General features: G+C 71.9%; 8 protein-coding genes. 2 read left to right on the top strand and 6 right to left on the bottom strand.

Annotated features, from left to right (window positions below; genetic code table 11):
* Positions 1–35: 35 nt before the first annotated feature.
* From ACFYYR_RS06370 to ACFYYR_RS06350, 5 genes are all read right to left on the bottom strand, one after another.
* Entirely contained in the window at positions 36–2,522 is a 2,487-nt protein-coding gene (locus ACFYYR_RS06370) for a SpoIIE family protein phosphatase (protein WP_388847549.1), read from the bottom strand.
* 315 nt (positions 2,523–2,837) lie between these two features.
* A complete protein-coding gene (locus ACFYYR_RS06365) occupies positions 2,838–3,518 on the bottom strand; it encodes a class F sortase (protein ID WP_388847547.1) in 681 nt (226 codons plus the stop codon).
* Between the two features lie 13 nt (positions 3,519–3,531).
* Positions 3,532–4,326, bottom strand: coding sequence for a hypothetical protein (locus ACFYYR_RS06360; RefSeq protein ID WP_388847545.1), 795 nt, complete (start codon positions 4,324–4,326; stop codon positions 3,532–3,534).
* 304 nt (positions 4,327–4,630) lie between these two features.
* A complete protein-coding gene (locus ACFYYR_RS06355; RefSeq protein WP_388847543.1) occupies positions 4,631–6,220 on the bottom strand; it encodes a S1 family peptidase in 1,590 nt (529 codons plus the stop codon).
* Between the two features lie 80 nt (positions 6,221–6,300).
* Positions 6,301–6,816 carry a hypothetical protein gene (locus ACFYYR_RS06350; RefSeq protein ID WP_388847541.1) on the bottom strand — a complete coding sequence of 172 codons (516 nt, stop codon included), beginning with the start codon at positions 6,814–6,816 and terminating at the stop codon, positions 6,301–6,303.
* 373 nt (positions 6,817–7,189) lie between these two features.
* Between ACFYYR_RS06350 and ACFYYR_RS06345 the strand changes: the two genes are divergently transcribed.
* On the top strand, positions 7,190–11,122 hold the full coding sequence (locus tag ACFYYR_RS06345; RefSeq protein ID WP_388847539.1) for a polymorphic toxin-type HINT domain-containing protein: 3,933 nt from the start codon (positions 7,190–7,192) through the stop codon (positions 11,120–11,122).
* A 12-nt stretch (positions 11,123–11,134) separates the two neighbouring features.
* On the top strand, positions 11,135–11,404 hold the full coding sequence (locus ACFYYR_RS06340) for a hypothetical protein (RefSeq protein ID WP_388847537.1): 270 nt from the start codon (positions 11,135–11,137) through the stop codon (positions 11,402–11,404).
* Between the two features lie 342 nt (positions 11,405–11,746).
* Here ACFYYR_RS06340 and ACFYYR_RS06335 read toward each other — a convergent pair whose 3' ends face one another.
* Positions 11,747–12,181 carry a hypothetical protein gene (locus tag ACFYYR_RS06335; protein WP_388847535.1) on the bottom strand — a complete coding sequence of 145 codons (435 nt, stop codon included), beginning with the start codon at positions 12,179–12,181 and terminating at the stop codon, positions 11,747–11,749.
* Positions 12,182–12,340 lie beyond the last annotated feature (159 nt).

Raw genomic sequence — 12,340 nt, 5'->3', positions numbered from 1 at the left:
CGCCCGAGCCGGGAGGAGCCCGCCGCGCGAAGCGGTCACTCCTCCTTGGGCTCTGCCGGTGCGGGCGGCAGCGGCTGCTCCGCCCAGATCGTCTTGCCGCCCGCCGTGTACCGCGTGCCCCACCGCTGGGCGCACTGCGCCACCAGGAACAGGCCCCGGCCCCCCTCGTCCGTGCTGCGCGCCCGGCGCAGGTGCGGGGAGGTGCTGGTGCCGTCGGAGACCTCGCAGATCAACGTCCGGTCCCGGATGATGCGGAGGCTGATCGGGGGAGTGCCGTAGCGGACGGCGTTGGTCACCAGCTCGCTGACGATCAGCTCGGTGGTGAACACCGCGGCCTCCAGCCCCCAGTCCGCGAGCTTCCGGCCCGTCATGTGCCGGGCCTCGGCCACGATGGCGGGGTCGTCGGAGAGGTCCCAGGAGGCGACGTCGTCGTCGTGCAGCGCCCGGGTGCGGGCGATCAGGAACGCCACGTCGTCCCGCGGACGGTCCGGCAGCACCGTACGGACCATGGTGTCGCAGATCTCCTCCAGCGGGCGGTCCGGATGGGCCAGCGCGAAGAGCAGCCGTTCGAACCCGACGTCGACGTCCCGGTCGCTCGCCTCGATCAGGCCGTTGGTGTAGAAGGCGACGACGCTGCCCTCGGCCAGCTCCATCTCCGCGCACTCGAACGGCAGGCCCCCGAGCCCGAGCGGCGGTCCGGCGGGAACGGCCGGGAACTCGACCGGCTCCACCAGATGCGCGATGGCGGGGCTGGGGTGGCCCGCCCTGGCGACGGTGAACTTGCGCGAGACCGGGTCGTAGATGGCGTACAGGCAGGTGGCCCCGATGACGCCGATGCCGGCCCCCTCGGCCGAGTCGCCCATCGCTTCCTCCTCCTCGTTCGACAGCCGGATCACCAGGTCGTCGAGGTGGGCCAGGAGCTCGTCCGGGGGCATGTCGAGGTCGGCCAGGGTGTGGACGGCGGTGCGCAGCCGCCCCATGGTGGCGGCGGCGTGCAGCCCGTGGCCGACGACATCGCCGACCACCAGCGCGACCCGGGCCCCGGACAGCGGGATGATGTCGAACCAGTCCCCGCCCACCCCGGCCTGGGCATCGGCCGGCAGATAGCGGTAGGCCGCCTCCACGGCGCTCTGTTTCGGCAGGTCGTGCGGGAGCAGGCTGCGCTGGAGCATCAGGGCCGCGTTGTGCTCCCGGGTGTAGCGGCGGGCGTTGTCGATGCAGACGGCGGCCCGCGCCACCAGCTCCTCGACGAGCAGCAGATCCTCCTCGCCGAAGGACTCCGGGTTCTTCCACCGGGCGAGCGTGGCCACCCCCATCGTGATCCCCCGCGCCTGCAGCGGCATGACCAGGGCCGAGTGGATACCGAGCTCGCGCATCTTGGCGGCGCGTGCCGGGTCCTCCGCGAGCCACGGGGCGGAGAGATCCACGACAGGCGTCAGGGTCGGCCGGCCCGTGGCCAGACAGCGCGCCGGGGCCGACCCGGGGGCATAGCTCGTCTGCTCACCGGGCTCGACCACGGCCTCCGGAAGGTCCTCCTGGACCGACCGGTGCGCCGCCCGGCGCAGCAGCGCGGTGGGCGCCACCGGCCCCGGTAGCTGCTCCTGCCCGCGGACCACGGCGTCCAGCAGGTCGACCGAGACGAAGTCGGCCACCCGCGGCACCAGCACCTCGGCCAGCTCCTGCGCCGTGTGCTGCAGGTCGAGGGTGGTGCCGATGCTCCCGCTGGCCTCGTTGACCAGGTCGAGGCGCTGCCGGGCCCGGTAGTGGCTGGTGACGTCCAGCACGGTGTGGCACACGCCGAGCACCTCGCCCGCGTGGTCCAGGAGCCGGAAGGCCGAACCGGACCGGACGCGGTCGCGCCCCGGGTGGGTGGCGGAGTCGGCGGGGGAGGGGGTCAGCTGCTGGAAGGTGAGCATGGGCTCGCCCGTCTCCAGCACCTGCTGCGCCTCCCGCTCCAGGGCGGCGCCGTCGAGACCGGGGACGGCCTCCCCGAGCCGCCGCCCCAGCCGCTGCCCCGCGGACACCCCGTCGAGGCGTTCCATGGCCGGATTGATCGCCAGGTACCGCAGCCGGGGGTCGACGACGGCCATGCCGATCGGGGACTGGCTGAACAGACCCCGCAGGACCGCCTGGTCCCGCTCCCAGCTCCGCAGGCCGACGACATCGGTGACCGCGACCAGCCAGCTGACCTTGCCGGACGCCTCCCAGAGCCGGCAGGCCCGCAGCCCCAGCTCCAGCCGGTGCCCGTCGCGGTGGCGTACGGCTGCGACGGCCTCCCAGCCGTCGCCCGTCTGACGCCGCTCGGAGAGGGGCGCGGCGGCGTCCCCCGCTTCACCGCCGACTGCGAGCAGTGCGGTGACCGGGCCGCCCACGACCTCCCCCGGGGCGTAGCCGAGGAGCGTCTGCGCGCCCCGGCTCCAGCGTTCGATCACACCGCGTGAGTCCACCACCACGGTCGCCGCATGGGCCACATCGAACGGGCTGTCCGCGCTCGCGCCGTGACCCGCCTCGGGTGTGCTCATCGTCGCCTGTCCATCCTGGGACGTTTTCGACCCAATAGACCCATACCCGATCCATTGTTCTGCGACCGCCCCGGGGAGGAAAGTGGCGAGCGGAGACGCCGCCGGGGAGCGGGGTCCGGAGGCCGGCCGCCCAAGCCCCGCCCGGCGCGCCCGGCAGGGCGGAGCGGGCGCGCCGGGGGAAGCGGCGTGGCCGAACGGCGGAGCGGAACACGGCGGAGCGGTACACGGCGGAGCGGAGCGGCCCGGGAACGGCAGAGCGGAGGCGCCGTCGCCGGTCGCCTCCGCTCGGGCCCCGCGGGCCGGGCCGGTGCCTGCTCAGGCGTTTCCGGTCATGGACGCGTAGACCACCACGTTGTCCGAGTAGTGGTGCTTCGTCTTGTCGAAGTCCCCGCCGCAGGTGATCAGCCGCAGCCCCGCGTGATCGATGTTCCGGTAGACCTCCAGGGTCGGGAACTTGCTCTTCGGGTACTGGGCGATCTTGTCGACGGTGAACTTCGCCGTCCGGCCGTCCTTCCGGGTGACCTCGATGTCGTCACCCTTCTTGAGCTCGCCGAGCCGGAAGAACACCGCCTTCGCGCCGTTCCAGGTGACGTGACCGGCGATCACCGCGGGGCCCTTCGCGCCGGGGGTCGGACCGGGGGTGTACCAGCCGGCCTTGTCCGGGTCGGTCGGCGTCTCCATGGCGCCGCGCTGGTCCTGGCCCAGGTCCACGAGGGACGACGAGACCTGGAGCGAGGGTATGGAGATCCGCTGCGGCGGCGAGGCCTCCAGCGCTGCCGCCTTGCCCCCGGGCGCGGCCTCGCCACCGCCCGCCTGCCCGCCGCCACCGTCGGCCGGGGGCGCCGGCGGCGCGGCGGGCGCCGCGCTGGGCGGGGCGGACTCCTGGCGGGAGAGCCCCACCACCAGCAGGACCGTAGTGGCCACCGCGAGGACGGCGCCGATGGCGACGAAGAGGCCGCGCGACCCGCCCCGGGAACCGTGATGCGATCGGCTCATCGTGCTGCTCCCCTCAGCCGTTCTGGGCGGATCGGCGGGCCCGCTGCCGGGCGACGGTGAGCGCGCCCGCGGCCGCGACGAGCGTCAGACCGCCCGCGGCGAACATCCCCGGGGCCTCCATGCCGTCGGTGGAGCCGGATCCGGTCTCGACACCGCCCACCGGGACCGAACCGACGGCCGCTCCCATGACCATGCCGCAGTTCGTGGGCGCGGTGGCCTCCTGGGGCAGCTTGGGGTCGAGCTCGCTCTTGCCCTTGCCGAAGTCGTACTTCTTGTTGCCGTTGGGGTCGATGCCGTGCTGGACGACGTGCAGGTCCTTGAGGTGCTCGATCACGTCCGGGGAGACGGCGAGCGTGCGCTCGTAGGAGAGCTTGCCCTGCGCGTCGGCGGCGGGCATCCGGTCGACGGCGAGGCCGCTGTCCGGTGTCGTGTCGCCCGAGGTGGTGAGCGAGATGTTGATGTCGCCGTAGTCCTTGGTGGCTTCGGTGTTGTTGAGGATGCCGTCGCCGTCGGTGTCGTCGCTCGCGTCGGGGCAGTGGAAGTCGATGCCCTCGGTGGAGCCGTGGAGGTGCTGGGCGTGCGGCTGGCCGGGCGTGAGCCCCTCGGCCTCGATCTTCACGTTCAGCTTGTTCGTCCCCTGGGCGCTGAGCATCACAGTGCCGCTGGCCCCCGAGTCGTTCAACTGCTCCAGATCGATCTGGTAGGCCTTCCCGCTGCCTGCGGCCAGCGACGGGGCGGCCACCGCGAGCGTCAGGGCGGCGGGCAGAGCGACGAGCGCGGCGAGGCGGGTGGTGCGCTGGACTGTCACGGGCGTGCATCCCCTTCCGGGGGTTCCCCCGAGGTGGCGGGAACCGGTCTGTCTCGGTCTGAAGGGCCGGTGCACCGTTCGGCGATCGGTTCGTCCGGAACGAATGAGCGGCTCTTGACGGGGTATTCGGACCGCTCCCGGAAGCGGATTGGTCCGATGCGAAAAAATTTTTCTGCGCACCCCGACGGCGTACCGGAACCGGCCCCGACGGGAGGGTCCGTGACCCGGTGACGCCACCGTCCGGGGGCCCGGAACGACACCAACCCCCAGCGTGGCGCCGGGGGTTGGTGGGGATGCCGCGGGGTCAGGGGACGAGCTTCACCTCGGCGTGCGTGCCGGCCTTGTCGACGCCCGGGTAGAGGCTGAGGGCGCCCGACTCCCAGCGCACGATGATGTCGTTGGGCACGGTGTTGGCGCCGAAGGCACCCGCCGTGACCACATCGGCCTTGGTCCAGGCGGACTTGGGCTCCCGGATCTTGATCTCACCGTGGAAGCCCGCCGCGTCGACACCCGGGTAGATGGTGCCCTCGCCGTCGGACCAGCGGACGAGCAGGTCGTTGGTCCCCTTCCCGGTGAAGCTGCCGGCGCTGATCTGCTCGGCGTGCGTCCAGGTGCTGTTCGCCTTGGTCAGCTCGGTCTCCTTGCCGACACCGTTGGTGTCGATGTCGGAGTAGAGCGACACCTTTCCGCTGTCCCAGACCACGATCAGGTCGTCCCGCAGCGCGTTCGCGGTGTAGCGGCCGACCGCGACGAGCTTGGCGCTCTCCCAGGCCTTGCTCTTCGCCGGACGCAGCGTCTTCTCGCCGTGGAAGCCCTTGGCGTCGACGTGGGTGTACTCCGTGAGCTCCCCGTCGACCCAGCGGACCACCAGCCCGTCGGTGCCGCTGCCGGTGAAGCTGCCGCCGGACATGGTCCGCGCGTGCTTCCAGACGCTGCCGGCCGCGGCGAGCTTGTACTCGGCCGAGAAGGGGTACTTGGGGTTGTCGTGGTCGGCGCCCTGGTACAGCGTGACCGAGCCGTCCGACCAGCGGACGATCAGGTCCATGTGCCGCTTGCCGCCCGCGGATCCGCCGGTGAAGTATCCGGTGGCCAGCAGGTCGGCGTTGGCCCACTTCGCCTTGGGCAGCAGGTCGCGCGCGGTGAACTGCTGCATCCAGTCGGAGAGGTCGTCCACCCGGGCGTCGACCGCGCCCCGGCGGGTCTCGGCCGCGTCGGTGCCCAGGCACCCGCCCTGCCAGGACAGGCTGTTGACGCCCGCGAGCTCGACCCGGCCGTCCTTGATGCGCAGCGCCGGGCCACCGGTGTCGCCCTTGCAGACCGCCGCCTCGGCCGGACTCTTCGGGGACAGACCGAGCGTGGTGCCCGTGGTCGAGTCGACGGTGAACGTGCCGGTGTGCAGGCGGTCGGGGACCCACGCGTCGCGGGTGCGCCCGTAGCCGGCGACCCGCAGCTCCTCGCCCTGTGCGAGGGCGGTGCTCGCGAGCGCGACCGGAGCGACACCGGTGACCGGCTTGGCGAGCCTGACCATCACGGCGTCGCGGTCGGTGCGCGGGACGAGCTCGACGCCCTCCACCACGGCTCCGGTCGACGCGGTGAGGTTCGTCCGGCCGACGGTCACGGTCGTCTTCAGCTTCGGCGCACCGGCAGCGATCGTGAACCCCTGCGCGGGGTCGTCGGCGAAGCACGAGGCCGCGGTGAGGACCCACTGGTCGTCGACGAGCGCACCCGAACAGCTGCGCTTGCCGCCGATGTCGAGCTTCGCGGTGAACGAGTACGTCCCGTCCTTCGCGTCCTCGCCCACGACGGCGTGCGCCGGGGCGGCGGGCAGCACACCGGCCGCGACCGCTGTGAGAAGACCTGTTATCCACGCCGTGCGCGGATGTCTGCCAGACACGTTCATCTTTCCTTTGTTCATCGTGACGAAAAGAGCTGGGGTGTGCGGATGCGCCGTGAAGTGCCTCCGGAGCGCACCGGTCAGCCGGTTACCTTGAGTTCGACCAGGACGGTGGGCTTTCCGGTGGTGCCTTCACCGACGGGCTTGAGTTCGTCCTTGGGGATGTCGACGGTCGTCGACTTTCCGTCGGAGGTCAGACTGGCCCGGACCGCACGGTCCTCCGTCTGCACCGCGAACACCTCATTGACCTCCAGTGTGAGGTTGCCCGTCCTGCCGATGACGCGGAAGCAGAACTTTCCTTCCGCGTTCTGGCGCGTCCAGACCTGGATCTGGTTGGGCTCGCTGCACTCGGTCAGCAGGATGTGGCCGTCCCCCTTGCGCAGGACGATTCCCTTGTCCTTCAGGATCCGATCGGCCAGCGGGTACGTGAAGTCCTCGACCGCGGACGGCGGATTCACGTCATCAGAACCCGCTTGAGCAGCGGGTTTCGCGCCATTCTGGGCGGCCGAGGCGGAGGTCGGAGCGGAGACGCCGACCACGGCCACGGCAGCGGCGGCGAGGCCGGCGAGCAGTATTCCGGGCATGCGAAGTTTCACCAGAGGTTCCTTCCGGGGTGGCGTGCGGTGAGTGAAACCGCCGCAAGAGATGGCCCGTTCCTCCGGGCCTGCCGAAATTTAGCACCCTTTTACACCGGTGTTCGCCGAGGAGAGCGGCGATAACGAGTGCGTAACAACAATGTAGTTGGTGGAACGGAAGCCGATGAGTGGCGCTCCGGGCCGGAATTCATCACTCCTCTTCGTAACCCTTTCGTCACATCGGACGCGGTTATGCTCAGTCGGCCGAATTCTCGGCAACCCGCCGCGAATGAGCCGGGTTTGAAAATGGAGAGGTAGCATCTACTTGAACAGAACAGGGGGGAGATGGGTCCGTGGCATACGCACGCTGTGCCTCGGAGCCCTTTCTCTGTCATTGACCGCGGGGATTCTGGGCTCGAGCCCGGCGATCGCGGACGAAGGGCCCGGTGACGACAGCGTCACCAGCCCGATTCCGGCGACCGACCGCGGCCGTGTGGTCGAGGCCTGGCGCGAGGGCGGACCGGGGGTCAAGGCCGCGGCGGAAGTCGCGCTCATGGGGAGCGACGCCGATGTACGGCGCTTCCTGGACACCGAGAAGACCGTCGCCGAACTCCACGACGACCGGGTCACGACCACGCAGATCTTCACGGTCGGCGGCCGGGGGGTCCGCGACGCGGCCAAGGAAGCACTGGGCGGAACGCCCGAACAGCTCCGCGCGTTCCTCGACAGCGGCTGGCAGGCGCCGCTCGAACAGGACCAGCGGGTGCAGGTCACCCAGATCATCAACGAGGGCGGCCGGGGGACCAAGGAAGCCGGCAAGGCCGCGCTCAACGGCTCCATCGAGGACGTCCGCACGTTCCTGAACTCCGGTCAGGAGGCCGCCCGGGCGGCCGACGACCGGGTCGAGCTCACGCAGATCATGGCCACCGGTGGACCCGCCACCAAGGAGGCCGCCAAGGTCGCGATGAACGGCTCCATCGAGGACGTGCGCGAGTTCCTCGAGGTGGGCCAGCACGTGGCCCGCGCCCGCGACCAGGAGCGGGCGAGCATCGCCCAGCTGGCGTCGCAGGCGAAGGCCGCGGGCGCGGAGGCGAAGCGGCAGACCGAAGCCGCCAAGGAGGCATCGGCACGCGCGGTCGAGGCGTCGAAGCTGGCCAAGGAGGCGGCGCAGAAGGCCGCGAAGGAGACGGAAGAGGCCCGCAAGGACTCCCACCGGGCGGCGAGCGCCGCGGGGCGGGCCGCCGACGCGGCGCGCGGTGCGGCGTCGGCGGCGCAGGAGGCCATCAGCGCGGCCCGGGCGGCCAACCAGTCGGCGCGCGTGGCGGCCAACGCCGCGGCCCAGGCGGCGGCCGCCGCGGCCGGTGCGGCCGAGGCGGCTTCGCGGGCGCGGGGTGCCGCCGCTGCGGCGGCCACCGACGCGGGCCAGGCGGCCACGGCGCGGAAGGCCGCCGAGGAGGCGCGCAACGCGGCCAAGGGCGCCAAGCTGGCGGCGGAGGCCGCACAGCAGGCGGGTGTCGCGGCGACGGCCGCCGGTGACGCGGCCCGGTCGGCCGCGAGCGCCGGTGCGAACGCCGACGCGGCGGCGTCCGCGGCGAGCGAGGCCAGTGGCTTCGCCGACGCCGCGGGCGCGCACTCGGCGACGGCCGACGCCGCCGCTGCCGCGGCCCGCCGTCAGGCGCGCGCGGCCACCCGTGCGGCGAACTCCGCGGAGGAGCTGGCGCGTGAGTCGGCAGCCGCGGCCTACGAGGCGCGGGACGCGGCGAAGGACGCCGCCGAGCACGCGGAGAACGCGGCGAAGTTCGCGGACGAGGCGGCCGACCACGCGGGGGACGCGGCCACCGCCGCCAAGGAGTCCACCGCGCACGCCGAAGCGGCCAAGAAGGCCGCCGATGTCGCCACCAAGGCGGTGGCCAAGGCCCGCACCATCCAGGAGCTGGCGCGGAAGACCGAGGCGGCCGAACTGAGCGCCCGGACCGACGCCGCCATCGAGCGGGCCAAGGACCTCAAGGAGACCGACGACGAGCGCAACGCCGAGGCGGCGCGCGTCGCCAAGGAGGCCAGGAACCTCGACGAGGAGGCCGAGCGGCTGGCCGCCGAGGCCGCGAAGCCGGACGCGGACGTCCGGCAGGTCGCGGAGAAGGGCCGCCGGATGGCGGTCATCGCGATGAAGAACCGCGGGCCGTGGAGCAAGGCCGCCGCGGAGGTCGCGCTGGCCGGTTCGGACGAGGACATCCGTGAGTACGTCCGCTCCGGCCGGCAGGCCGCGGTGGAGCAGGACGAGCGGGCCCGGGTCGAGCGCCTGGCGGACGAGGCGGAGTCCGCGTCGGTCCGGTCGGCGGCCGGGAAGGCACTCGCCGGCGACGCCGGAGCGATCGGCGCCTTCCTCCGGGAGGGCCAGCACAAGGCGGCCGCCAACGACTACCGCGTGCGGGTCGTCCAGATCTCCGACGGAAGTCAGCGCGGCGTGAAGGAGGCCGCCCAGGCGGCCCTGAAGGACGGCTCGACGGACGCGCTCCGCGCGTTCATCACCACCGGCCAGTACGCCGCCCGGGAGGCCGACGAGCGGGTCCAGGCCGTCCAGCTGGTCAACAGCGGCGGCGCGGAGGTCAAGGCCGCGGCGCGGATCGCCCTGGAGGGGCCGCCGCAGCTGCTGCACGCCTTCATCGAGTCCGGCCAGTTCAAGGCCAAGCGCAAGGACCTGCTGACGGCCACCCACGTCGCCGATGTGCAGTCAATGATCGCCGGCGCCGCCGGTGTCGCGGCCCAGGCGCAGAAGCACGCCGCCGAGGGAGCACGGGTCGCCGCTCTGGCCCGGCGGGCCGCCGCGGACGCCGAGAAGTACGCCAAGCAGGCCCGTGATTCGGCCACGCTGGCCAAGAAGTACGCGGACGACGCCCGCGCGTCGGCCAAGGAGGCGGAGGCATCCGCCGCCGAGGCCAAGGAGTCGGCGAAGGCCGCCCGCAGGGCCGAGGCGGACGCGCACCAGGCCGCCCGCGAGGCCACCGCCTCAGCGGCCTGGGCCAAGGCATCGGCCGTCTCGGCCCGCGGCTCCGCCGAGGACGCCTGGACCTCGGCCAATGCCGCCCGTGCCTCGGCCACCGCCGCGGGCAAGGACGCCAAGGCGGCCGACAAGGCGGCCAAGGACGCCTTCGCCGCCTACGTCGTGAAGAAGCGCGCCGAGGACGAGGCCAAGCGGAAGGAGCAGGACCGGAAGGAGCAGGAAGAGCTCCGGAAGCTCGCGGAAGCCCTCGTGGAGTCCGCCGGCGAGGAGGAGGACGACACCAGCGTCTGGGACATGCTCTCCGAGGGCGGCCACTTCGCGCTGGACGTCGTCGGCCTCATCCCGGGAGCCGGAGAGATCGCCGACGGCGGCAACTGCCTCTGGTACGGCGCCGAGGGCGACGCCCTCAACGCGGGTCTCTCCTGCGCGAGCATGGTCCCCGTCGCCGGCTACGGCGCCTCCGGCATCAAGTTCGGCAAGTGGGGCAAGAAGGGCGCCGGCTTCTTCAAGAAGCTCTTCTCCAAGGGCGGCAAGCTGCCGCCGCCGTGCCGGAAGCCCAACAGCTTCACCCCGGAGACCCCGGTCCTGATGGGCGACGGGTCGTCCCGGCCGATCCGGGACATCCGGGCCGGGGACCGCGTCCTGGCGACGGATCCCGTCGCCGGCCGCACCGAGGCGCGCCCCGTGGACCGGGTCATCACCGGCTTCGGGGAGAAGAACCTGGTCCGGCTCACCGTGGACACGGACGGTGACCGGGGCGACGCCACCGGTACCGTCACCGCCACCGAGGGCCACCCGTTCTGGATCGCGGACCGGCAGGCCTGGGTCGAGGCGGGCGCCGTGGAACCGGGCGCCATGCTCCGCACCTCGGCCGGTACCTGGGTGAAGGTGACGGCGACCCGGGCGTGGACCGCCGTCCAGCGGGTCTTCAACCTCTCCGTCAACGGCATCCACACGTACTACACGGTGGCCGGGACGGCTCCCGTCCTGGTGCACAACGCCGGCAGCTACTGCGACATCAGTGATTTCCGGGCCGGCAAGGAGCTCGAGCACACGCTGAAGACCGACAAGGGCGACGTGGGCATGCTGGCGGATGTCGCCGTCGACGGGGACAACCTCCACCTGTCCAATCTCTCGGTCTACGGTGACGGGATGGAGCGCGGAGATCTCAACGTGGGCATCCTCATGAGGGAACTGCGTCAGAACATCGCCCCGTCCGCCGCGCGGCAGGGGTTCAAGAAGCTCCGCATCACCGCGAAACGCGTCAGTGGCAACGTCGGGCACGAAGTGGACTTCACCCTCGATCTCGCCCGTTATGCACAGTGAAGGAGACCGCCGATGAGCGCGTCAGGTGACCTCGACACCTCCGTGCGGAGGGAAGCGGGGCTGATGGAGGACGGCAAGCCGATGGAGTCCGTCCTCCGAGACCTGCGGGCCGAGGGCTTCGGGATGATCGACTGCATCAAGGCCGTGACCCGGCTGCAGTCGTGCTCCCTGGGCGAGGCGAAGCGGGTGGTGCACCTGTCCGCCGCCTGGTCGGACCGCCGGGAAGCCCATGACGCCTTCCACGACGAGCTGGAGCGGCAGGCGAAGGAGGAGCTGAACTGAGACCGGGGGCCGGACGGCCCCGCGCATGACGAGGCCCCGCCGGTCGGAACCGGCGGGGCCTCGACGCCAGAGGCGCTCGGAGGGTCTGCCGCGCGGATCACGTCCGATGGACCGGCCTGATCCGGACGGGAGGCCCTGGGGCGTGTTTCGAAAGTAGCGTCGTCCGCCCGAAGGGCGGGGCCGGAGGTGTCCGGTGCGTGCGATCGCAAGGCGGAGGGTGGGGGTACCTCCCGGGCCGCCAGGCCCAGGGGGAGAGAGCGCAGCGGGCTGCGCCGACGACCGACAACGCGGCGAGCGTGCGTGCCGGACACCTCCGGCCAGGCGGGACTTTCGAAACACTCCCTAGGTTTCGGAGTGACGGGGACTGGTGCACAGTGCCCAGATGACGAAGACGTCGATCGCTATCAGCGCCACGGCCCAGACCGGGGCGTAGGGCAGCCACAGGAAATTCGCCACGGCACCCAGGCCGGCCAGCAGGACACCGACCGCACGGGCCCACAGCGCCCCGGTGAACAGAGCGAACCCCGCCAGGACAATGACGACGCCCAGGATCAGATGGATCCAGCCCCATCCGGTCAGGTCGTACTCGAAGACGTAGTTCCGCGTGTTGACGAAGACCTCGTCGTTCGCGATGGCGGCAATGCCCGCGAAGAGGGTCATCAGCCCGCCGAAGACCATCATCACCCCGGCGAAGGTGACCCATCCGGACACGAAACCACTGGTGTCGGAGCTCCGGGCAGCACCGCCCGCCCGGGCACCGTGAACATGGCCGGTCATGGTGGCTCCTTTACAGGATCAGCCTGGCCGTCGGCGGGATTCACCCGATCGGCGGTCCTTGATTCCACAGTCACACAACCGGGCGTTCCGGGCATCTCGGCTCCGACCTCCCCGATCGCCGGTGGAGCGCCACCTCCGGTACCCCGGCGGAGCGGTCCG

Source organism: Streptomyces sp. NPDC001922, from assembly GCF_042891165.1.
Classification (GTDB): domain Bacteria; phylum Actinomycetota; class Actinomycetes; order Streptomycetales; family Streptomycetaceae; genus Streptomyces.
Note: the sequence above shows the minus strand (reverse complement) of the source record. Positions and strands in the feature narration are given on the sequence as shown.